23 protein-coding genes are annotated in these 22,616 nt (G+C 59.1%); 10 read left to right on the top strand and 13 right to left on the bottom strand.

Features of this window, described 5'->3' with window-relative positions; translation table 11 throughout:
- The first annotated feature begins 156 nt into the window (after positions 1-156).
- Positions 157-2,376 (top strand): TonB-dependent receptor, encoded by a 2,220-nt coding sequence (locus tag ACIROY_RS01450; protein ID WP_402339090.1) that lies wholly within the window; start codon positions 157-159, stop codon positions 2,374-2,376.
- Between the two features lie 94 nt (positions 2,377-2,470).
- On the opposite strand, the gene ACIROY_RS01445 is transcribed toward ACIROY_RS01450, so the two are convergent.
- The 4 genes from ACIROY_RS01445 to mltG form a co-directional block, all read right to left on the bottom strand.
- Positions 2,471-2,974: a GNAT family N-acetyltransferase gene (locus ACIROY_RS01445; protein ID WP_116432579.1), complete on the bottom strand. Its 504-nt coding sequence runs from the start codon at positions 2,972-2,974 to the stop codon at positions 2,471-2,473.
- Between the two features lie 73 nt (positions 2,975-3,047).
- On the bottom strand, positions 3,048-4,076 hold the full coding sequence (locus ACIROY_RS01440; RefSeq protein ID WP_402339088.1) for a DNA polymerase III subunit delta': 1,029 nt from the start codon (positions 4,074-4,076) through the stop codon (positions 3,048-3,050).
- A 25-nt stretch (positions 4,077-4,101) separates the two neighbouring features.
- A complete protein-coding gene (tmk, locus tag ACIROY_RS01435) occupies positions 4,102-4,710 on the bottom strand; it encodes a dTMP kinase (protein ID WP_402339086.1) in 609 nt (202 codons plus the stop codon).
- 36 nt (positions 4,711-4,746) lie between these two features.
- Positions 4,747-5,727, bottom strand: a complete 981-nt coding sequence (mltG, locus tag ACIROY_RS01430) for an endolytic transglycosylase MltG (protein WP_402339085.1) — start codon at positions 5,725-5,727, stop codon at positions 4,747-4,749.
- 96 nt (positions 5,728-5,823) lie between these two features.
- On the opposite strand from mltG, the gene ACIROY_RS01425 reads away from it, so the two are divergent.
- The 3 genes from ACIROY_RS01425 to ACIROY_RS01415 are packed head-to-tail and all read left to right on the top strand — an operon-like array spanning position 5,824 to position 8,003.
- Complete coding sequence (locus ACIROY_RS01425; RefSeq protein ID WP_402339083.1) at positions 5,824-6,858, top strand: YgfZ/GcvT domain-containing protein; 1,035 nt, start codon at positions 5,824-5,826, stop codon at positions 6,856-6,858.
- A gap of 36 nt (positions 6,859-6,894) precedes the next feature.
- Entirely contained in the window at positions 6,895-7,182 is a 288-nt protein-coding gene (locus ACIROY_RS01420; RefSeq protein WP_402339082.1) for a DUF4936 family protein, read from the top strand.
- Positions 7,173-8,003 (top strand): NRDE family protein, encoded by an 831-nt coding sequence (locus tag ACIROY_RS01415; RefSeq protein ID WP_402339080.1) that lies wholly within the window; start codon positions 7,173-7,175, stop codon positions 8,001-8,003. The genes ACIROY_RS01420 and ACIROY_RS01415 overlap by 10 nt, the downstream gene beginning before the upstream one ends.
- Before the next feature lie 461 nt (positions 8,004-8,464).
- Here ACIROY_RS01415 and ACIROY_RS01410 read toward each other — a convergent pair whose 3' ends face one another.
- The 4 genes from ACIROY_RS01410 to ACIROY_RS01395 form a co-directional block, all read right to left on the bottom strand.
- The gene (locus ACIROY_RS01410) at positions 8,465-9,787 is read right to left on the bottom strand and encodes a dicarboxylate/amino acid:cation symporter (protein ID WP_402339078.1); all 1,323 of its coding nucleotides are present in this window, start codon (positions 9,785-9,787) and stop codon (positions 8,465-8,467) included.
- A gap of 273 nt (positions 9,788-10,060) precedes the next feature.
- Positions 10,061-10,486 carry a GNAT family N-acetyltransferase gene (locus tag ACIROY_RS01405; protein WP_402339076.1) on the bottom strand — a complete coding sequence of 142 codons (426 nt, stop codon included), beginning with the start codon at positions 10,484-10,486 and terminating at the stop codon, positions 10,061-10,063.
- A gap of 39 nt (positions 10,487-10,525) precedes the next feature.
- Positions 10,526-10,963: a PaaI family thioesterase gene (locus ACIROY_RS01400; protein ID WP_402339074.1), complete on the bottom strand. Its 438-nt coding sequence runs from the start codon at positions 10,961-10,963 to the stop codon at positions 10,526-10,528.
- Positions 10,964-10,998: 35 nt separating this feature from the next.
- Entirely contained in the window at positions 10,999-11,301 is a 303-nt protein-coding gene (locus ACIROY_RS01395; RefSeq protein WP_402339072.1) for a Dabb family protein, read from the bottom strand.
- 134 nt (positions 11,302-11,435) lie between these two features.
- Between ACIROY_RS01395 and ACIROY_RS01390 the strand changes: the two genes are divergently transcribed.
- On the top strand, positions 11,436-12,053 hold the full coding sequence (locus ACIROY_RS01390; RefSeq protein WP_402339070.1) for a PolC-type DNA polymerase III: 618 nt from the start codon (positions 11,436-11,438) through the stop codon (positions 12,051-12,053).
- Between the two features lie 183 nt (positions 12,054-12,236).
- On the top strand, positions 12,237-13,898 hold the full coding sequence (locus ACIROY_RS01385; RefSeq protein WP_402271869.1) for an MFS transporter: 1,662 nt from the start codon (positions 12,237-12,239) through the stop codon (positions 13,896-13,898).
- 80 nt (positions 13,899-13,978) lie between these two features.
- Here the strand turns inward: ACIROY_RS01385 and ACIROY_RS01380 are convergent, their stop codons facing one another.
- On the bottom strand, positions 13,979-14,884 hold the full coding sequence (locus ACIROY_RS01380; RefSeq protein ID WP_402271871.1) for a LysR substrate-binding domain-containing protein: 906 nt from the start codon (positions 14,882-14,884) through the stop codon (positions 13,979-13,981).
- 142 nt (positions 14,885-15,026) lie between these two features.
- Here ACIROY_RS01380 and ACIROY_RS01375 point away from each other — a divergent pair, with 142 nt between their 5' ends.
- The 3 genes from ACIROY_RS01375 to ACIROY_RS01365 are packed head-to-tail and all read left to right on the top strand — an operon-like array spanning position 15,027 to position 17,991.
- A complete protein-coding gene (locus ACIROY_RS01375; protein WP_402271873.1) occupies positions 15,027-16,328 on the top strand; it encodes a CitMHS family transporter in 1,302 nt (433 codons plus the stop codon).
- A gap of 9 nt (positions 16,329-16,337) precedes the next feature.
- Positions 16,338-17,678: an acyclic terpene utilization AtuA family protein gene (locus ACIROY_RS01370; RefSeq protein ID WP_402339068.1), complete on the top strand. Its 1,341-nt coding sequence runs from the start codon at positions 16,338-16,340 to the stop codon at positions 17,676-17,678.
- Position 17,679: 1 nt separating this feature from the next.
- Positions 17,680-17,991 carry a hypothetical protein gene (locus ACIROY_RS01365; protein ID WP_402339066.1) on the top strand — a complete coding sequence of 104 codons (312 nt, stop codon included), beginning with the start codon at positions 17,680-17,682 and terminating at the stop codon, positions 17,989-17,991.
- A gap of 22 nt (positions 17,992-18,013) precedes the next feature.
- On the opposite strand, the gene ACIROY_RS01360 is transcribed toward ACIROY_RS01365, so the two are convergent.
- The 4 genes from ACIROY_RS01360 to ACIROY_RS01345 form a co-directional block, all read right to left on the bottom strand.
- Positions 18,014-18,598 carry a DUF6176 family protein gene (locus ACIROY_RS01360; RefSeq protein ID WP_402339064.1) on the bottom strand — a complete coding sequence of 195 codons (585 nt, stop codon included), beginning with the start codon at positions 18,596-18,598 and terminating at the stop codon, positions 18,014-18,016.
- A 56-nt stretch (positions 18,599-18,654) separates the two neighbouring features.
- A complete protein-coding gene (locus tag ACIROY_RS01355) occupies positions 18,655-20,172 on the bottom strand; it encodes a S41 family peptidase (protein WP_402339063.1) in 1,518 nt (505 codons plus the stop codon).
- 62 nt (positions 20,173-20,234) lie between these two features.
- On the bottom strand, positions 20,235-20,492 hold the full coding sequence (locus ACIROY_RS01350; protein ID WP_402339061.1) for a hypothetical protein: 258 nt from the start codon (positions 20,490-20,492) through the stop codon (positions 20,235-20,237).
- A gap of 1 nt (position 20,493) precedes the next feature.
- Positions 20,494-20,751: a hypothetical protein gene (locus ACIROY_RS01345; RefSeq protein WP_402339059.1), complete on the bottom strand. Its 258-nt coding sequence runs from the start codon at positions 20,749-20,751 to the stop codon at positions 20,494-20,496.
- Positions 20,752-21,333: 582 nt separating this feature from the next.
- Here ACIROY_RS01345 and purT point away from each other — a divergent pair.
- Positions 21,334-22,545, top strand: a complete 1,212-nt coding sequence (gene purT / locus ACIROY_RS01340; RefSeq protein ID WP_402271881.1) for a formate-dependent phosphoribosylglycinamide formyltransferase — start codon at positions 21,334-21,336, stop codon at positions 22,543-22,545.
- Positions 22,546-22,616 lie beyond the last annotated feature (71 nt).

Here is a 22,616-nt window from a genome sequence, read left to right as displayed (position 1 = left end):
AATTACAACAATTATGCGATGACATTAAAATGAGAATGCAAACGATAACGATTAACATCTATAATTATACAATCCCTTGCTCGCCACCCATTTATTTGCCCAAGTCAATACCGCTCAGTAGCTTGACCGGTAGGTGACCGTCATCCAGAGGAACCCATGCAATATCGCCGCACCCCTGTCGCCGCCGCACTAGCGCTCGCCTTCATCGCTCCGCTGACCTGTTCGCTGCCGGCCGGCGCACAAACTGCACCGGCGCAAACCGATGCCGCCAAACCGGACCAGGCGCTGCCGTCGATTACGGTCAACGCCTCCGCCGACGCATCGGCAAGCGGCCTGCCGGAAGCTTATGCCGGAGGCCAGGTGGCGCGCGGCGGGCGCGTGGGTTTTTTGGGCAACAAGGATTTTCTGGAAACCCCTTTCAACAGCATCGCCTATACCGAACAACTGATCAAAGACCAGCAAGCCAAAGGCGTCGGCGACGTGCTACTCAATGATCCGACCATCCGCGTCACGCGCGGCTACGGCAACTATCAGGAGTCGTACATGATCCGGGGGTTCATCACCAACTCGGACGATCTGGCTTATAACGGTTTGTACGGCCTGCTGCCGCGCCAATATGTAGCGGCTGAAATGCTCGAGCGCGTGGAAGTGTTCCGTGGCGCCAGCGCCTTCCTCAATGGCGCCACGCCTGGCGGCAACGCCATTGGCGGCACGATCAACCTGTTGCCCAAGCGGGCGTCGTCCGAGCCGACCACACAAGTTACCGCAGGCGTCGAATCGGGTGGCCAGACTTATGTCGCCGCCGACATTGGTCGCCGCTTTGGTCCGGACGACCGTCTGGGTCTGCGCCTCAATGCTGTGCGCCGCGCCGGCGGCACCGCCATCGACAATGAAAACCGCGAACTGAACATGGCGACCATCGGCGTCGATTACCGGGACAACAGCTTCCGCCTGTCGGCCGATCTCGGTTTGCAGGAGTACAACCTGACCGCTACCCGTCCCAGCGTGCGCATTGCGACCGCCCCGGCCGGTTATGTGCCGTCGGTGCCAAGCGCTTCCTCGAACTATGGTCAGAAATGGTTTTACTCGAACGAACGAGATCTGTTCGGCACCGTGCGCGGCGAATGGGATCTGGCGCAAGATGTAACGTCGTGGTTCGCGCTGGGAATGCGCCAGGGCACGGAGAACAACAGTCTGGCCACGCCGAACGTCAACGCCACCAATGGCAACTTTACCTCCAACCGCTTCGACAATTCGCGTGAAGACTATGTCTGGACCGGCGAAGTCGGTATCCGCGGCAAGTTTGCCACCGGCGGCGTAAAACACTCGGTAAGCGCATCCGCCTCCAGCTATTGGCAGGATTCGCGCAATGCCTATGCGATGTCGACGAACGTAGCGACCACCGGCAATCTGTATTCGCCAAGCAGCTCGGCACAACCGGCACTCAACTTCTTCGGAGGTAGTCTCGCCAGCCCGGAAACCACGACCAAGACGCAACTGTCCAGCATCGCGTTGGCTGATACGCTGTCGGTCCTGGACGAGCGTCTGCAACTGACGCTGGGAGGACGCTATCAGCGCCTCAAAACGATCGGTTACGACTACAACACCCATCTGCAAAACAATTATTACAATAACGGTACCGTCACACCGGTTGCCGGCATTGTCTTCAAATTGACCAAGGAAGTGTCGTTGTACGGCAATTACATTGAAGGTCTGCAACCGGGCACGAAGGTGTCGGATACAACCGCCACCAACTTTGGCGCCCTGCTGGCACCGTACAAATCGAAGCAAAAAGAAGTTGGCGTCAAATATGATGCAGGAAAGATCGGTCTGACTGTGGCGTTATTCAGTATCGAGAAGCCAAACGTCATCACGGTTGGTCCTACCGCCAACCCGACCTACACCACCAGCGGCAAACAGGAAAACCAAGGCGTGGAAATCGGCGCCTTCGGTGAACCAGTTCGCGGTTTGCATTTGCTCGCCGGCCTGACCCTGCTGGATGCCAAGCAAAAGCGTACCCAAAATGGCACCTATGACGGCAAGAATGCCATCGGCTCTGCAAAAACTATGGCTAACGTCGGTGCCGACTGGGATATCCCGGGCGTACAAGGTCTGGCGGTCAGCGGTCGCGTGATCTACACGTCCAAACAATATGTCGATTCAGCCAACACCCAAGGGATTCCTGCATGGACCCGCCTGGATGTGGGTGCACGCTACGTGACCGACATCGGCGGCAAGGCTGTAACCCTTCGTGGCGGCATCCAGAACCTGGCAAACCGCAGCTACTGGGAATCAGCGGGCGGATCTTCTGCTCTCGGCTATCTGGTGCAAAACGCACCCCGCACCTTCATCACCTCGGCCTCGATCGATTTCTGATTGCAACAATCGGTGTCAAACAAAAAGGGAAGCCTCGGCTTCCCTTTTCCATTCCCGGACCAAAACAACTTCCGGCGATCTCAACGCAGATGAATCAAGCGACCCGCTTCCCCAGAATCACCAAATCCCGCTCCACACCATCGAGCGTCGCCACGCGCGGCATGTTGGCCCAGCGCTCGAAGGCGAATGCCTCGAACAGCTTCAGGCTCGGCTCGTTATGGCCGAACACGAAACCCAGCAGCGTATGCACCTTGATTGACGGCGCAAAGGCAATCGCCTGCTCGAGGAAGTAACGGCCAAGCCCCTGGCCGCGCGCCTTTTCGTGCAGGTAGACAGACAGTTCGGCGGTGCCGGCATAGGCCGGACGGCCGTAGAAATTGGAATACGACAGCCAGCCGATGATCTCGCCGTCGCGCTCGGCAACCCACAGCGGGCGTTTGTCGGCGGTGTGCTCGTCGAACCATGCCTGGCGCGAGGCGACCGAAACTGGTTCGGTGTCGGCGGTAACCTGGCGCGACGCAACGGTGCTGTTGTAGATGGCGACGATGGCGTCCAGGTCTTGCGGACGCGCCAGGCGGTGGGTGTATGCAGTGCTCATGACAGATTTCAACTGATGGTAACTGGTATGGTGGAGGTGGCGGAGGCGTCCGCGCGGAGCGCCTCCGCCCGGTTCAGGTAAACAGCGAAGAATACTCGATCAGCATTTCTTCGATAAACAGCCGCGCCGACAAAGGATGATCTGCAATCGCGCGGCGGTCGTTGGCGGCCTTGAGCGCGGTGGCGATGGTGACGGCGTCGATGCGCCCGCTCAATGCGCCGAGCTCCTTGCTGTAGCGCGGATAGTAGCGAATCGGTCCGCCCGACTTCAGCGCGAACAGATCGTACAGCCAGCGCTGCTGCCAGCCGACCAGCTCGGCCACCGGCGTTTTTTGCAGGCGTTCGGCGGTCTTCAGCGCGACATCAATGCCGGGATGGCACAACGAGCGCAGGAATTCATCCATGACCTCGCGACCGTCGCCCTGTGAAGCGTTCAATGCCGCCAGCGGGGCCCCACCCTGCTCCGACAGCCAGACATCGGCGTCTTTCACATTCTGCTGCTTGAGCCAGGCCAGACCGGCGTCGTGCGACGGCAAGGCCAGTGCGAATTTACGGCAACGCGACAGGATGGTCGGCAGCAAGCGATCGAGCCGGTTCGACACCAGCAGGAACATGGTGTTCGGCGGCGGCTCTTCCAGCGTTTTCAGCAACGAGTTGGCGGCGGGCGTGTTCAGCGCTTCCGCCGGATACAGCACCACCACGCGCATGCCGGAGCGATGCGTGGAGACGTTCATGAAGTCGGCCAGCGCGCGGATCTGGTCGATCTTGATTTCTTTTGACGGCGTCTTGCTGGCCTTGGCGGTTTTCTTTTCTTCGCCGTCGCCCTCATCGCCGCCATCTTCGCCGTCGAGGACTTCCGGACGCACACGACGGTAGTCGGGATGGTTGTATTGCGAGAACCAGCCGCACGAGGCGCAGGCGCCGCAGGCGTGGCCATCGGGCTGCACGTCTTCGCACAGCAGCGATTGGGCAAACGATTCGACGAAATCGGTCTTGCCTATGCCTTCGGGTCCGTAGAACAGGATCGCGTGCGGCAGGCGCGCGCGCAGCTGCTGCAGTTGCAGCCAGCTGTCTTCAAGCCAGGGAAAAACGGTGTTGCTCATGCGTGTTCAGTCATGGGTAGGAGTATCAGACCGCGTCCAGCAGCTGCGCGATTTCCTGCTGGATATCGGCGATGGCGCGGGTCGAATCGATGACGCGGAAACGCTGTGGGAATTGCGCCGCGCGGCGCAGGTATTCGGCGCGCGTGGCGGCGAAGAAATCGGCCTTCTCCTGCTCGAACTTGTCCAGCGTGCGTTCGGCATCGAGGCGCGCGCGCGCCACTTCCAGCGGCACGTCGAACAACAGTGTGAGGTCCGGCTGCAGATGCGGATGCACCCATTGCTCAAGCGCATTGAGCTTGTCGAGCGACAGGTGGCGGCCGCCACCCTGGTAGGCGAAAGTGGCGTCGGTGAAGCGATCGGAAATCACCCAGTCGCCGCGCGCCAGCGCCGGTTCGATAACCTGTGCCAGATGTTCACGACGACCCGCGAACATCAGCAGCGCCTCGGTTTCCAGGTGCATCTTCTGATGCAGCACCATCGCGCGAAGGCTCTCGCCCAGTTCGGTGCCGCCCGGTTCGCGTGTGGTCACCACCGTCAGGCCGCGTGAGCGCAGCAAGTCGGCGACAACGGCGATGTGGGTCGACTTGCCGGCGCCGTCGATGCCTTCGAAAGTAATGAATTTGCCAGATGCCATGGAGGTCGTGATGGTGGTGATGATCGTGATGGACGGTCAACGCTGATACTTGTTGACCGCCTGGTTATGTTCGCTCAGGTTGCTGGAAAAATGACTGGTGCCGTCGCCGCGCGCCACGAAGTACAAGGCTTCGGTCTTGTCCGGATTCATGGCGGCCGCCAACGATGCCGCGCCGGGCAGCGCAATCGGCGTCGGCGGCATGCCTTTGCGGGTATAGGTATTGTACGGCGTGTCGGTCAGCAGGTCGCTTTTGCGGATCACGCCCTGGTAGCGCTCGCCCATGCCGTAAATCACGGTCGGGTCGGTCTGCAGCAGCATGCCGGTCTTGAGGCGGTTGACGAAAACCCCGGCAACCATGCCGCGCTCCGACTTCTGGCCGGTTTCCTTCTCGACGATGGAGGCCATGATCAGGGCGTCGTAAGGCGTCTTGTACGGCAAGGAAAGGTCGCGTTTGCTCCAGGCTTCGTTGAGGCGCTTGCTCATCAGCGTGAACGCCTGGCGATAAATCTGCATGTCGCTGGCGCCTTTGGCGAACAGGTAGGTGTCGGGGAAGAACAAGCCTTCCGGCACAGCGAATTCAGTGGTCAGCCTGGCCAGCAATTCGGCATTGGACAGCGCCGCAGTGTCGTGCTTAAGTCCCTTGTGGTCGGCGATGGCCTGGCGCATCTGGCGGAAATTCCAGCCCTCGATGATGGTCAGCGACTCTTGCGCGAACTCGCCGCGCACCAGTTGCTCAAGCAGTCGCAGTGGCGTGGCGCCCGGTTTCAGCTCGTAACTGCCGGCCTTGATGCGGTTGCCTTTGCCGCTGCCGCGCGCCAGCAAGGCGAACAGCACCGGATTGACCGGTGCGCCGGCATCGGCGATCTGCTGGGCGGCGCCGTTGATGCCGGCGCCCGGGGTGATGGTGAATTCGACCGGTTTCTGGCCTTCTTCGATGATCGGCTGGCTCAGCCAATAGGCGGCTCCGCAGGCAGCCAGGACACACAGCAGGACGAGGGTATTGAATATTTTTTTCATTGTCGAGGCAAAATCGGCGCAATCCGACGCGCTTTTTCCAGCGCCACTATAATCGAGGCATCAATGATAATCGCTGTTAGCCCAGTAACCTAATTTATGACCGATCCGACTCCGGCACGCTCCGCGTGGACTACCTTCCTGGAACAACAAGGCTCGCATCTCCATGCGGACGGCGACACCGCGCTGCCGGACAATTTCGTCGCCCCGCTCGCCGATCTCGGCCTGATCTCGCTGACCGGCGACGATGCCGCATCCTTCCTGCATAACCAGATCACCAACGACGTCGAAAAGCTCGACCTCGCCAGCGTCCGCCTGGCCGGCTACTGCACGCCCAAGGGCCGCCTGCTGGCGACCTTCCTGATGTGGAAAGATGCAAACCAGATCGTGCTGCAACTGCCGCGCACGCTGCAGCCGGCGATCCAGAAGCGCCTGCAGATGTTCGTGCTTCGGGCCAAGGCCAAGCTGGCTGACATCAGCGAACAGCGTGTGGCGCTGGGTCTGGCGGGGAATGCTGCCGCGACCGCCCTGCTGCAATGGTTTCCACAATTGCCGGCGCAAGCTTATGGTAAAACCGACAACGAACACGGCACCCTGCTGCGCGTAGCCGACAGCCGCGGTGCGCCGCGTTTTCAGTGGATCACGTCTGAAGAACAGGCACTCGCCGCCTGGCCGGTGCTGACCCAAAAACTCACGGCGGCCGGTGCCCAAGCCTGGCGCCTGAGCGACATCTACGCGGGCGTCCCGACGATTACTCAACCGACGCAGGAGCAGTTCGTGCCGCAGATGATCAATTTTGAGCTGATCGGCGGCGTCAATTTCAAGAAAGGCTGCTATCCCGGACAGGAAATCGTCGCGCGCAGCCAATACCTCGGCAAACTGAAACGCCGCAGCGTGCTCGCGCTGGTCGCCGCCGGGCAAGTCGCCGCCGGCGCCGAAGTGTTCTCCAGCGAAGATCCGGGCCAGCCTTGCGGCATGGTGGTCAACGCCGAGCCGGCCGGCAACGGCAATTCGGCATGCCTGGTGGAAATCAAGCTGGCTGCCGCTGAATCGGGCAGCATCCATCTGGGCAGCGTCGACGGTCCTGCGTTGCAGTTGCAGACGCTGCCGTACGAGTTGACGGACCCGCAGTAAGCGCGCCCAGCGACACTAGCGACCGGAGCCCCGTCGATGGATCTTTATATTTATTACCGCGTGCCTGTCGGCAAATCGGACCAGCTTGAACAACAGGCGGTGGCGCTGCAGGCGCGCCTGTCTCAGCAGCACCACGTCGCCACCGAACTGAAGCGCCGGCCGCAGGACAAGGACGGTTTGCATACCTGGATGGAGGTCTACCTCGATACCCCGGACGGCTTTGAAACCATCGTCGAGGAAGCGATCAACAGCTCCGGCTTGCCGGCACTGATCGACGGGCCGCGTCATACCGAATATTTCCTGGATTTTTCACCATGTGCCTGATCATTTTTGCGTGGAAAGTCATCCCCGGCATGCCGCTGATTGCGGCTGCCAACCGCGACGAGTTCTACAATCGCCCGGCCAGCGCCGCCGGCTGGTGGGAAGACCATCCCGACATCTACGCCGGCCGCGACCTGCAAGCCGGCGGCACCTGGCTTGGCGTGACGCGCCATGGCCGCTTTGCCGCACTGACCAACGTACGCGCGCCGACTGAGAAACGTCCGGATGCGCCCTCGCGCGGCAAACTGGTGTCCGATTACCTGTCGGGTGCGCTCACTCCGGAACAATACATCGAGCATATCCGCGCCGATGCCGGCCAATACAACGGTTTCAACCTGGTCGTCGGCGATCGCGAAACCCTGCTGTGGTACTCCAACAAGGGCGACGAAGACCCGCGCAACGGCAAACCGCTCGGCTATGGCGTCTACGGCCTGTCCAACGCCATGCTCGACACGCCCTGGCCCAAGCTCACGCGTGCCAAGGCGCAATTCGCCAGCCTGCTGTGTCAGGGCGCGCCGGAAGAAACCTTTTTCGAACTGCTCAGCGACAGCACGCGCGCCAATGACTGCCGGCTGCCGAACACCGGCGTGAGCCAGGAATGGGAACGCATTCTCTCGTCCATCTTCATCTGCTCGCCCGACTACGGCACCCGCGCCTCCACGGTCGTGCGCGTGCCCATCGTCGGCGAACCGGTCCTGAGTGAACACGTCTCGGATCCGGTCACGTCCTGCCAGTCGCCGCCCGCAACCGAGCCGCAACAGAAAAAATCACCGTGCAAACTCAGGCTGAAACCGGAAATCGAGCGTCCTGAAAGTCCCAGCTGAGGCGGACTCCGGTTAAAATAAGCAGGCATTATCACCAAAACGCATATCTGATATTTGAGAAATAAAGTAGATGGTTTTTGTGCGGAGCATTAAAGTTACACCTGTCTCCTCCAATTTCCTCCTTAAAGAATTGGATTTAAGCCCGCACCGTCAGGTCGCGGGCTTTTTTTTCGCTTTTTCTGTTTGCCGTTTTAGTCCAGCTGCGCGCAAACCCGCATTCCATCGCTTCCTCCCCTAAAAACCATGCTGCACTGCAGAATGACTAATCACGTCAAACGGAACACAATAGGTATAAATAAATCCAGTCCTCAAGAGGCTGCGAGGAGACCCGGACCCGTAACGTGCCCCCATTCGTTATGGGTCTTTTCTTTTGTGCGGCCGGTGGCAATAAAAAAGGCGGCGAGACCATCCAGTCTCGCCGCCTTTTTTTGCACCGCCCGCATCAGCGGGCGACAACAACATCAATGATGGATCTTGGCTTCGGTGCGATCCAGGACCGCTTCCGGCTCGTTGGCCTCTTCCGACGTCTCGTTGTTGAGCTGCGCATGCAGGCGCTTCTCATCGAGTTCGTTGCTCCATTTCGCCACGACGATGGTCGCCACGCCGTTACCGATGGTGTTGGTCAGTGCACGTGCTTCCGACATGAAGCGGTCGATGCCGAGGATCAGCGCCAGGCCTGCGACCGGCACATGGCCGACCGCCGACAGCGTCGCCGCCAGCACGATGAAGCCGCTGCCAGTAATACCCGCCGCGCCCTTGGAAGTCAGCAGCAGCACCGCCAGCAAGGTCAGTTCCTGCGTCAGCGTCATCGGCGTATTGGTCGCCTGGGCGATGAACACGGCCGCCATGGTCAGGTAAATCGCAGTGCCGTCCAGGTTGAACGAATAACCGGTTGGAATCACCAGGCCGACCACGGTCTTCTTGGCGCCCAGGTTTTCCATCTTGGCCAGCATGCGCGGCAAGACCGATTCGGACGACGAGGTGCCCAGCACGATCAGCAGTTCTTCCTTGATGTACTTGACAAACTTCCACACGCTGAAGCCGTGCAGTCGCGTAATGATGCCGAGAATGACGAAGATGAAGAACAGGCAGGTCAGGTAGAACGTGCCCATCAGCTTGCCCAGCGACAGCAGCGAACCGACGCCGTACTTGCCGATGGTGAACGCCATTGCGCCGAACGCGCCGATCGGAGCTGCCTTCATGATGGTGCCGACGACCGAGAACAGGACGTGCGAGATTTTTTCGATGAAATCGAACACCAGCGTGCCGCGGCCGCCGAACTTATGCAGCGCGAAACCGAACAGCACCGAAATCAGCAGCACCTGCAACACGTCGCCCTTGGCGAACGCATCGAACATGCTGGTCGGGATGATGTTCATCACGAAGTCTGTCGTGCTGGTCATCTTGCCCGGAGCAGTGTAGGCGGCGATGCTCTTGGTGTCGATCGTGCTCGCATCGATGTTCATGCCCGCGCCGGGTTGCAGCACGTTGACCAGGATCAGACCGACGATCAGCGCCAGAGTGCTGACCACTTCAAAGTACAGCAGCGCCAGGCCGCCGGTCTTGCCGACCTTCTTCATGTCTTCCATCCCGGCGATGCCGAGCACGACGGTACAGAAAATCACCGGCGCGATGATCATCTTGATCAGCTTGATGAAACCGTCACCGAACGGCTTCATCGCCTCGCCCGACTGAGGATAGAAGTGGCCCAGCAGCACGCCGATGGCGATTGCCACCAACACCTGGAAGTAGAGGGATCTGTAAAGCGGCGTTTTGGCGGCCATTGCGGTTCTCCGTTTATTATGAAATCTAGGAAACTGTCTGCAGTCGACATTGCAAGGTGCGTAACACGGCATGAGTCGCTGCGGGCGCAAGTATGCCCGACCGGCATACCTCTAGATATTGTGGGAAACCACAACAAAATACAATTTATTCCTTTTTGACAACGTTGCACCATTGTCCGGCGCAACAGCCCTGTCGGATACAAAAGCAAACGGAGTGAAAGGAATACGGTGAGGACGAGAACCGCCCCCACCCTGCTCTGCCCGACGGCGGAATCAGCTCAATGCAGCGCGCATGTGGATGTGGGGGATACCGGCTTCCATGAATTCGGCGCCCTCCTGGGCGAAACCGTGGCTGCCGTAGAAGGAAGCTGCATGGGTTTGCGCATTCAGCACCACCTCGCGGTCGCCGCGCGCACGCGCCGCCGCCATCAGCGCCTGCAGCACGCTGCCGCCAATGCCTTTGCCGCGGCCGCTCTTGCGCACCGCCATGCGGCCGATGTGGCCGTCCGGCAGCAGGCGGCCGGTCGCCACCGGCACGCCGGCGGCATCATAGGCGACGGCGTGCACGCACACGGCGTCCATCTCGTCCATTTCCAGCTCGGCCGGCACGTTTTGTTCAACGACGAAGACTTCATTGCGAATCACTGCGGCGTCTTCGCGCAGCACGTCCCATGCGGCGATCTTGATGTTGTAGCTCATGTTCGGAATCTCTGTTTTTGGTGTGATGTCAATATCGGGTCACGACTCGTCCGTCAGCTTCTTGGCGATGTCGAGACGCTTGATCGCCTTGAAGGTGCCCATGGCCTTGGCGACCAGCTTGTCGCCGTTCCACAGCTCGGCTTCGCAAAAGCACATGGTGGTCGAGCGATGGTAGGCGACGCCCTTGGCGACGATGGTTTCGCCTGCCTTTCCCGCCGGCAGCAGGAAGCTGGTGCTCATGTCGACCGTGGCGGACGACTTGGCGTCCGGAATCGCTGTACGCGCCGCCAGCCCCATCGCGACGTCCATCAGCGTCATCGAGATACCGCCTTGCGCGACCAGCCAGCTGTTCATGAATTCAGGGCGCAGCAGCAACGCCATGCTGGCCTTGCCGTCGCCGTACTGCAGCACTTCGACGCCCAGGCTTTCCAGGTAAGGATTGCCGTTGGTGAATACTTCGGATAATGAATGACTCATGTCGGTATCGGAATTGGTAACGGTCTTGTGCGCGCTCAGACTTCGTAATCCATGCACTGGCGGCTTTCGCGAATCGCGCCGAGGAAAGGCTTGATGGCGATGTGATCGGGATGATCCTGGTAGGCGTCCAGTACCGCTTTCGATTCGAATTCGGAATACAGCACCACGTCATAAGTCGCTTCCAGCCCCGGTTGCGCCAGCGCCGCCTCGAACTTCAGCATGCCCGGCACCAGATCCTTGCAGCCGTCCAGCAGCTCTTTCATCTTGCGCGCGTTGGTCGCCTTGTCGCCGCCTTCGGCCTGGTCTTTCAGTTTCCACATGACGATGTGTTTCAGCATGGCGAGTCTCCCGGCAAAATAAGCAAAGCCGTAATGATAAGCGAAGGTCGCCCGTGATGCTGCCGGTGATTTCAGAGGTAAATCCCGTGCCGTATTAAAATTCGTCCTTCGTTCCTTTTTGAATTGCCGTTGCCGTGATCAATCAACCTGTCGTGATGCTGGACTTCGAAACCACCGGCCTGAGCCCTGCGCAAGGCGCCCGCATCACTGAAGTCGCCGCGCTGCGTATCGTCGACGGCCGCGTGGTCGAGCGTTTCGTGTCGCTCATCAATTGCGGCGCCGAGGTGCCTTACGAAATCACCGTACTGACCGGCATCACGCAAGACATGGTCGACTCCGCGCCGTCGGTGGAACGCGTATTGCCGGAATTGTTGCGTTTCATCGGCAGCGACGCTCTTGCAGCGCACAACGCCAGTTTCGACGCCAAATTCCTCACGGCCGAGGCAGAACGCCTTGATTTGCAGGCCGGTTATTCCGAGCTGGTCTGCTCGCTGCTGCTGTCGCGCCGGCTGCTGCCTGGCTTGTCCAGCTACCGCCTGTCGAGCCTGGCCGACAGCCTCGGCATCCGCTTCAGCGGCAACGCCCACAGAGCGGAAGCCGACGCCGAGGTCTCCGCCGAATTGCTGCTGCACCTGAGCGAGCGCCTGCGCGGCCACCACAAATGCGTACGCGTCGACCCCACCCTGCTGGCGGCGATCAACCGCCTGCCTGCCGCCAAAGTACCGGTTTTCCTGCAACAGCAGGCAGCCTGATCGTCATTGCCGTCTACGCTGCAATGCGGAAAATTCTCTGTAAGCTTATGTAAGTTTCAAGCAAGTCCTGCGTAAGGTTCGCGTCGCACACTCCATCCGTGCACAAATGGCGCCTGCGCAGTTTGCGTCGTCCCGGTCGCCCGTTTGTACATCCAATTACATCAATAAATCTAGGAGACAAGCATGGCGACAGCTTCCACTGCGCATACCATTACGCCCGAAGAGCGCAAAGTTATTTTTGCCTCTTCGCTGGGCACCGTGTTCGAATGGTACGACTTCTATCTGTACGGCTCGCTGGCGGCGATCATCGCCAAGCAATTCTTCGCCGGTACGGATCCAAACACCGCTTTCATTTTCGCGCTGCTGGCATTTGCGGCGGGCTTCATCGTGCGTCCGTTCGGCGCGCTGGTGTTCGGCCGCCTGGGCGACCTGGTCGGACGCAAATACACCTTCTTGGTGACCATCCTGATCATGGGTGCATCCACCTTCATCGTCGGCATCCTGCCGAATTACAACTCCATCGGCATTGCTGCGCCGATCATCCTGATCATCCTGCGCATTCTGCAAGGTCTGGCATTGGGTGGCGAGTACGGCGGCGCAGCGACTTATGTCGCCGAGCACGCGCCGGAAGGCAAACGCGGTTCGTTCACTGCATGGATTCAAACCACAGCGACGCTGGGTCTGTTCCTGTCGCTGCTGGTGATCCTGGGCGTGCGCACCGCCGTCGGCGAAGCTGCATTTGCCGATTGGGGATGGCGCATTCCGTTCCTGGTCTCGATCATCCTGCTGGGCATTTCCGTCTGGATCCGCCTGTCGATGAATGAGTCGCCGGCCTTCCTGAAGATGAAATCCGAAGGCAAGCTGTCGAAGGCCCCGCTGACCGAAGCATTCGGCAAGTGGAAGAACCTGAAGCTGGTCATCCTGGCGCTGATCGGTATGACAGCCGGCCAAGCCGTGGTCTGGTACGCAGGTCAGTTCTACTCGCTGTTCTTCCTGACGCAAACGCTGAAGGTCGACGGTCCCCTGGCCAACATCCTGATCGCGCTGGCGCTGCTGCTGGCAACACCGTTCTTCCTGGTGTTCGGTTCGCTGTCCGACAAGATCGGCCGCAAACCCATCATCCTCGGCGGCTGCCTGATCGCTGCACTGACCTACTTCCCGATCTTCCAAGGCCTGACCCACTACGCCAATCCAGCGCTGGAAGCAGCCCTGAAAAAAGCGCCTGTGATCGTCACAGCCGATCCTGCAACCTGCCAATTCCAGTTCAACCCGACCGGCACCAAGAAGTTCACTTCGTCTTGCGACATCGCCAAGGCCAAGCTGTCCGCCGCTTCGGTGAACTACGAAAACGTGGTTGGCGCCCCGGGCTCCGTCGCTACCATCAAGATCGGCGACAAGGTCCTCACTTCGTATGACGCCTCAGGTCTGTCCAAGGAAGATGCTGCAGCGAAGGACAAGGCATTCTCCAAGGAACTGGCTGACGACATCAAGGCAGCCGGTTACCCGACCAAGGCCGATCCTGATCAGATGAACAAGCCGATGGTTCTGCTGCTGCTGTTCATCCTGGTGCTCTACGTGACCATGGTCTACGGTCCGGTCGCTGCCGCACTGGTGGAAATGTTCCCGACCCGCATCCGCTACACCTCGATGTCCATGCCTTACCACATCGGTAACGGCTGGTTCGGCGGCCTGCTGCCTACCACGGCCTTCGCGCTGGTGGCGTACAAGGGCGACATCTACTACGGTCTGTGGTATCCGATCGTGATCGCGCTGGCGACTTTCGTCATCGGTCTGCTCTTCGTCAAAGAGTCGAAAGACAACAACATCAACGCCGAAGAGTACTAAAAGCATCAAGAGGGGGAAGCCGGACGGCTCCCTCGCTTGCAGAAGTCTGGAAATACAAGTGAGAGAGTACGTCGAGCCGGTCAGGGTGCAAATCCTGACCGGCTTTTTTCTTGTATCAGTTCCAGCAAGCCTTGCGCGGCAATCGACAGGCTGCGTTCCTTGGCCTTGACGATCAGCAGCGGCCGCACCAGATCGGGCGCATTCAAGGGAATCGCCACCAGGTTCGGATGACGGAACTGGAACAGCGTCAGCTCCGGCACCAGGCTCACGCCCAGCCCGCTTTCGATCAGTCCGGCGACCGTCGCCAGATGCTCCACCTCCAGTCCCGTATTGACCACGCCGACCGGCTGCAGCAGCGCATCGAGGTGCTGGCGCACGCTGGTCGAGCGCGCCAGATGGATCAATTCACAGCCTGCCAGTTGCGGAATCCGGATCACGCGCTTTTTCGCCAGCTTGTGGTCACGCCGGCACACCAGGTAAAACGGATCCTCGCACAGCGGTTGGGTATCGAACTCCATCAGGTTCGGTCCCGGGGCGGTCAGCGCAATATCAGCCTTGCCCTGGCGCAGGTAATTCAGGCAATGATCTGAAAGCGCGTCGAACAGCTCCACCGTCACCCCCGGATATTGGATGCGGTACGCCGCGATCACCGGCGGCAGCCAGCCCGCCGCCAGCGACGGCAAGGCGGCGATGGAGACCTTGCCCTTGCGGCGCGCAACGTAGTCGCTCATGTTGGAGAACGCTGCATCGATATCGGCCATCAGCTGGCGCGCCACTTCGACGAACAATTCGCCCTCCGGCGTCAGCGTGACGTTGCGCGTATCGCGTTCGAACAACTTCGCGCCGGCAGCGGCTTCGAGTTTCTGGATCATCACGCTGAACGCCGACTGCGACACGTGGCAGCGCTCTGCCGCGTGGCCGAAGTGCCGGCAGTCGTTGAGCGCAAGGAAGCCCTGCAGCAGCCTGGTGGAGATATTCGTTTGCATATCGATTCATTCATGAAACCGATTAATCAATCGGAAAAATGAACTTTACAACAAAATTGCCCGCCGCCTACACTCGCCCCACCAACAAGAATCAATGGAAACCGGCGACGGTATTCCTCCAACAAAAACACCGGAGACACGCATGCTTGCCCTGCTCGGCTTTATCACGATCGTTTTGCTCTTCACGGCCATCCTCACCAAGAAGATGTCGCCGCTGGTGGCGCTGATCGCCATCCCGATCGCCGCCGCACTGATCGGCGGCTTCGGCATGCAGACGTCGAAGTTCATCGTCTCCGGAGTCACCTCGATTGCGCCGGTGGCCGGCATGTTCGTGTTCGCCATCCTGTTCTTCGGCATCGTCACCGACGCCGGCATGCTCGACCCCATCATCACCCGCATCCTGCGCACCGTCGGCAGCCGCCCCAGCCGCATCGTGCCCGGCACCGCCCTGCTGGCGCTGCTGATCCATCTGGACGGCTCGGGTGCGGTGACCTTCCTGATCACCATCCCGGCCATGCTGCCGCTGTACACGCGCCTGGGCATCGACAAACGCATCCTGGCCTGCGTGGCCTCGATGGCGGCCGGCGTCAACTTCCTGCCGTGGACCGGCCCGATGATCCGCGCCTCCGCTGCACTGCACATTCCCGTGAGCGATATCTTCACCCCGCTGATCCCGGTACAGCTGGTCGGGCTGGCGTTCGTCTTCATCGCCTCCTACCTGCTCGGCCTGAAAGAAGAAAAACGACTCGGCCTGAGCAGCGGCGCCGCCGCCGGCGTGGTGCAGCAGCACGTGCTGACCGAAGAAGAAAAGAAGATCCGCCGCCCGCGCAATTTCTGGATCAACATCGTGCTGACCGTCTTCGTGCTGGGCGTGATGATCAGCGGCAAAGTCGATCCGGTCGTGATGTTCATGATCGGCGTGGTGCTGGCGCTGATGGTCAACTATCCCGACGTCGCCATGCAACGCGCCCGCATCGATGCCCACGCCAAGGCGGCGCTGCTGATGGCCAGTATCCTGTTCGCCGCCGGCGTGTTCACCGGCATCATGACCAAGTCCGGCATGCTCACGGCCATGGCCAAGATGGCGGTCGGCTTCGTGCCGCCATCCATGGCGTCGCACATCCCGGTCGTGCTCGGCCTGCTGTCGATGCCGCTGAGCCTGCTGTTCGATCCCGACTCGTTCTACTTCGGCGTGCTGCCGGTAATCGCTGAAGTCAGCCATCTGCTGGGCGTGCCGTCGATCCAGGTGGCGCAGGCCGCGCTGCTGGGTCAGATGACCACCGGCTTCCCGGTCAGTCCGCTGACGCCGGCGACCTTCCTGGTGTGCGGCCTGGCCGGCATCGAGCTGGCTGATCATCAGAAGTACACGATTCCTTTCCTGTTCGGCGCCTCGGTGGTCATGACGATCGCTTGCGTGCTGCTCGGATTGTTCCCGCTGCTGTAAAGGCCTGATATGAAAACTATCCGCATAGGCGCAGGCGCCGGCTATTCCGGCGACCGCATCGAACCTGCCGTCGAACTCGCCGAAAAAGGCGAACTCGATTATCTGATCTTCGAATGCCTGGCCGAACGCACCATCGCCATCGGCCAACAAGCGCGCCGTGCCGATCCGCAAAAAGGCTACGACCCGCTGCTGGCCGAGCGCATGCAGGCCGTGCTGAAACTGTGCGCCGACAAAGGCGTCAAGATCGTCACCAACATGGGCGCCGCCAATCCGCTCGCGGCAGCGAAGAAGACGCGCGAAATCGCCCTCGCACTCGGCCTGCCCCACCTGAAGATCGCCGCCATCACCGGCGACGACGTGCTGGATGTGTTGCTCGACGGCGACTACCGCATCGAAGACAACGGCCTGCCCGTCAAATCCCTGGGCGACAAGCTGATCTCCGCCAACGCCTACCTCGGCGCGCAGCCGATTGTCGACGCACTCAAGGCCGGCGCCGATGTCGTCATCACCGGGCGTATCGCCGATCCGGCCTTGGTGCTGGGCCCGCTGATCCATGAATTCGGCTGGGCTGCCGACGACTGGAAAACACTCGGCCAGGGCACGCTGGTCGGCCATCTGCTAGAATGCGCGGGCCAGGTTACCGGCGGTTACTTCGCCGATCCCGGCAAGAAGGACGTCAAGGATCTCGCACGTCTCGGTTTCCCCATCGCCGAAGTTGCCGCCGACGGCAGCGCCGTCATCACCAAGGTCGCAGGCTCCGGCGGACAGGTCACCGCCGCCACCTGCAAGGAACAACTGCTGTACGAAATCCACGATCCGCGCAGCTACTTCACGCCCGACGTGATCGCCGATTTCTCGCAAGTCATCATCACCGAAACCGGCCCCGACCGCGTCGCCATCAGCGGCGGCAACGGCCGCGCACGTCCCGCCACGCTAAAGACCACGCTCGGCTACCTCGACAGCTACGTCGGCGAAGGCCAGATCTCCTACGCCGGCCCCGGCGCCCAAGCACGCGGCCAGCTGGCGCTGGACATTGTCCGAGAGCGATTCGCCATCACCGGCGTGCAAATCGATGAAGTGCGCTACGACCTCATAGGCGTCAACGCCATCCACGGCGCGCAACTCTCTTCCGCCGCCAACGAACCCTACGAAGTGCGCGCCCGCGTCACCGGCAGAACCGCCAGCCTGCGCGAAGCCGTACGCATCGGCAATGAAGTCGAAACGCTCTATACCTGCGGCCCGGCCGGCGGGGGCGGCGCCACCAAATCGGCGCGCGAAGTCATCGCCGTGTTGTCGATGCTGCTGCCGCGCGAACTGGTCGCGCCGGCTATCCATTTCGAGGAGAACTGAGATGCTGCTGCGAGACATCGCGCATTCGCGCGCCGGCGACAAGGGCGACATATCCAACATCTCCGTCATCGCCTACGACCTCAAGGACTACGCGCTGCTGGAAAAACACCTGACCCCGGAACGCGTCAAGGCACATTTCGCCGGCGTCGTGCAAGGCGAGGTGGTCCGTTACACGCTGCCGCACCTGGGCGCACTCAACTTCGTCATGCAGCACGCACTGGGCGGCGGCGTGACACGCTCGCTGGCGCTGGATGCGCATGGGAAGAGTTTGAGTGGGGGGATGTTGAGGATGGAAATTTCGAACTGGTCTTGAGCGGAATGCAAGATAGACGGGCTTACGCTAGCAGACGCACCGGGATCTTGATGGTCTTGTCCCAGGTCTGTTTAAATTTTCCGTGGATCGCGTCGATCTCAAGCGGGAGCGATCCGTTTTCCGGCTCGGGAAGAAAATGACAAGGCTGCATATACGCAAACAGATAGATTGATGTTCCAAGCGTAAAAGAAAACCAAGTCTCACATATCACGCGCTCACGCCGAATCGATTCTTTGGCTTCCAGAGTCATCAGGGCAAGCTGCTCAGCCCAATGTTCCAATTGCGGTAGACATCCATCCTTGAGTTTGATTACTGCAGCAACCGGATCGCCACTCATCACTTCTGAGCCATTACCCGGAAACGCATCAGATCGTACGTTCACTTGTAACTGGCATTCGTTTTCCTGAGAAGAAGAATAGTCAGAACCCGGCGGTACGTATGTCAGAGAATAAACAGCGCCGTCAACACAGGCTTCAAAGATGCGGACGAATTGATCCGGCCGAACGGGGTTGTTTTTTCCGGTACGCTTTTCCAATGTTGAAAATTGCGGGTTTTCTCTTCTCCCGAGGCTAGCAATATATGCGCGAGGCAGGCCGTTATCTGACATGTCAATTTTTCCATTTCATTCTTTCGCCGAGCTTCCCGCCACCTTGCTTGATCTTTTCATTTTCCATTTGTCGACCTCGATTCATCCCCCCCTATAGTTTTCAGAACCCACTCCTGAACGGCAGGCGTATCGTGAATATCGCCGTCAAAGAGATATTGAGGTGCATAAAACTGATTGCTACCGCGAGGGCGATTGCGCCAAACTTTGAGAGGCAACCACATGTTCAGCCCGCTCGGTGTTCGCAACGGCATGACTTCCATATAATTCGTATCGCCGCTCGTAGGTAGCCCCATATGCATTACTCCGGGAACCTGAAACACCATATCGGCAAAGTCCAGGCATGCGCTACCGCACCCGTTATCTGTCAAAAGCACCAATCTGCCTCCGAATGCTGGCCCTTCCTCAGAAATTTCCGCCTCATTGAATTCTGTTTGGCGAAACCATTCCTTCCCCATTTTTCTTGCCGATACTAGGCCGTCACGCTGCTCTTTTACAAAAATATATTCGGCACGCGATTCACCGTGACTCTTGGGAATTTCGGCCAACACCTTACCGAAATAATCAATCGCCAAATCGGAAACCCGAAAATCCGCGTGAGCGTTATTGTTGTCCTCCGGCATGCCGTGCTTCAACAACGCTTTAAGTATGCGATAACCCACAAAACTGCTGCCGCCATTGTTACCACGTGTATCCAACACAACCAGCTTCGCATGATGGAGCTGACGAATATGTGACAACATCTCTTCCAGCAGGCGGTTGCTCGCTTCGTTCAATTGAAAATCAGATGCCTGAATCCAATAGATGTCGTCACCTAGTGAATGCATTTCTTGAGAATAATATCTGCGCGTATATCGTCGCTCAGTCTGGATCTTGCTTTCATCATATGGTTGCCAATAAAGAGGAAAAGAGCGACGACGGCCATTGTCGAGTTCAATCAAGCATTCACGCGCTCTCGTCTCGCTCCAAACGGGAGATTCGGCCGATGAATCCAACGTTACCTTGATCGCATTACGCTGCCACGACGCATCGAGATCACGACGATCAGTAAAAGGAGCGATGGTCTTCCTGATGTAGTCCTCGACGGGTACACCGTCGCAACTAATGACTTTCGTGCCAACAAAAGGCACAGCAGCTGGCCAGTTTTCCGATCGCTCTGTCACAACAAAGTCCGCGCCTCTCTTTTGCATGATCCAGCCGGCCCAGTCGCTTTTCTTCGTTTTTTCTTTATGAGACCGCCATACACCCGGATGGCCATCCTCGTAACCCGCTGCGTAATACTGCAATGCCGCTTCCGCTTGCCTCTTCGTCCTGGCTTGGGAAAGCAGAAGTCGCGCCTCTTCATATCCATCGCGAAACCAGTTCTGAAAAGTAACGTCCTGCTTGTCTAAGACACCGGGGTGCGCAATCGCTATGGTTTCATGCATGAACTGCAGATCTGCCTGGCTTGTCACTCGCCACTCGTCCTCCGCTGCTGCACCTACCATTCCTTGGATGCTCAAGACGATTCCCATAAAAAATATTTTAGATAAACGTTTCACACTGCAACCCACTGCGCCGGCTTCACGCCCTGTCATGCTACAAGTCCTGTATTCATACTTTCAACTCCCAAGAATTTATCAATATCGCTTACGATCCGTCATTCATCCAGCCAAGGCCACAGCTTCACCAGCAACAACGGAACGAACATCGTCAACAAGCGACACAATCCCAAACCAGCCCATGTCGACAGCAGCACGAGCATGACCCCGATTGGTTCTGTAGATGAATCAAGATGCCGGGACACCAGATAACCCATTGCGGCAGCCACGCTATAGCCGGCCAGCGCAACGATGAGCTGGAACCAACGCTGGCTTTCCAGAAGTTCTTTTTTCTTTGGCAGGGTGTTCATACTCATGTCACATCTCAACGGGTGGCGATTTATAAATCAAAGCGGGAAACAGCTTTCCAACGCTGATTTCAAGCATGCCGTTCAGAGCATCTCGGATTCCCCAACTTGAGGTAATAAATATGAAAATTCTGCCGAAGCCACTTCCCTCGGCCGGACCGAAGAACGGACCGGGAAGCCCTCCCCATTCAAACAGCGGATTGACCAGCAACATCGGCAGAATAGTCAGACCAGCTACGTACCATTGATTTTTATCGCGGAGATTCATATCAGGTTGTCTCTCAAATGATTTTTAGCCAGCGCAGTAAAGCCGTAGAACATCCCAAACCTATGGCTATGCACAGGGAAATAGTTCTTGTCCAGCTGTGTGCGGAGGTTGGGATCGGATGTACTTTGTTCTCGAAATAACGATAGAAAAAGCAATCGAAATTATTCCGACCAGAACGAGATACAGCTGTAGTTCAGTCACCGTATTTATTCCTTCCATTTAGTAAAGTTTTTCAGAGCTGGAATTGAAAAATCAGGCGTGACGATTGGCTGGCCGATGCGCGTCGTATCAGATGCATTGTTGAGGGAGAACGTTTATCCATCTGACAAGGCCATCGATTGAACCAGAAACAAACGCCCATTAGCCGTGACCGCAAGCGATACCTGTCATTTTTCAGATTTCTTCTGCAGCGACCTCAATCAAGCATCAACGTAAAAAATTGACAAATTGGAAACACATGCAATATCAGACTATTCGACATCGCCCTCTCAATCGCCAACTTTGGCTGTCCAAAAACCCCAAGATTTGGTATCGTCGCGCGATTCCCCGACTTTCCCATCCTTTCTTTTCTGCATTTATCCAATGAAGACTCCCGTTCGCCTCGGCACCCCGCTTTCTCCTTCCGCCACCAAAGTCATGCTGCTCGGTTCCGGCGAACTCGGCAAAGAAGTGATCATCGCCCTGCAGCGCCTGGGCGTGGAAGTGATTGCCGTGGACCGTTACGCCGATGCGCCAGGCCATCAGGTCGCGCACCGCTCACATGTCATCAACATGACCGACGGCGCCGCGCTGGCCGCGCTGATCGCTCAGGAACAACCCGACCTGGTCGTGCCTGAAATCGAAGCCATCGCCACCGAGACCCTGGTCGAGCTGGAAAAAGCCGGCAAGGCGCGCGTCATCCCGACCGCCCGCGCCGCCTGGCTGACCATGAACCGCGAAGGCATCCGCCGCCTGGCCGGTGAAACGCTGGGCCTGGCGACTTCGCCTTACCGTTTCGCCGACAGCCTGGAAGAGCTGAAGGCCGCCACCGAACAAATCGGTTTCCCGTGCGTGATCAAGCCGGTCATGTCGTCTTCGGGCAAGGGTCAGTCGAAGATCGACAGCGCCGCTGAAGTGGAAGCAGCCTGGAACTACGCTGCTGCCGGCGGCCGCGTCGACTCCGGTCGCGTGATCGTGGAAGGCTTCATCGATTTCGACTACGAAATCACCCTGCTGACCGTGCGCTCGCTCAACGAAAACGGCGACACCGTCACCAGCTTCTGCGATCCGATCGGCCACGTGCAGGTCAAGGGTGATTACGTCGAATCCTGGCAACCGCATCCCATGCATCCGGCCGCACTCGACAAGGCGCGCGACATCGCCCGCAAGGTCACTGAAAACCTCGGCGGCCTGGGCTTGTTCGGCGTCGAACTGTTCGTCAAGGGCGAGATGGTCTGGTTCTCGGAAGTCAGCCCGCGACCGCATGACACCGGCATGGTCACCATGGTCACCCAAGTCCAGAGCGAATTCGAATTGCACGCCAAGGCCATCCTCGGCCTGCCGGTCAACGTCGCGCTGCGCACGCCGGGCGCGTCCGCCGTGATCTACGGCCAGCATGACGCCAAGGCGATCGCCTTCGAAGGCGTGGCCGACGCACTGCGCATCCCGGGCGCCGACATCCGCCTGTTCGGCAAGCCGGAATCGTTTGAACGCCGCCGCATGGGCGTGGCCCTGGCCGCCGCCGACAACGTCAGCGACGCCCGCATCCGCGCCAAGCAAGCCGCCGCCAAGGTCAAGCCGGTCAAGACCTCCTGATCTGTTTCAGCTGCACCGCATCGCTGCCTTATCCGCGCAGCGATGCATGCCTTCCCTCGTTACACTCGTTT

Source organism: Herbaspirillum sp. NPDC101396 (genome assembly GCF_044767365.1).
Classification (GTDB): Bacteria; Pseudomonadota; Gammaproteobacteria; order Burkholderiales; family Burkholderiaceae_D; genus Herbaspirillum.
The sequence above is the reverse complement of the archived record's forward strand: the minus strand, read 5'-3'. Positions and strand labels throughout refer to the sequence as shown.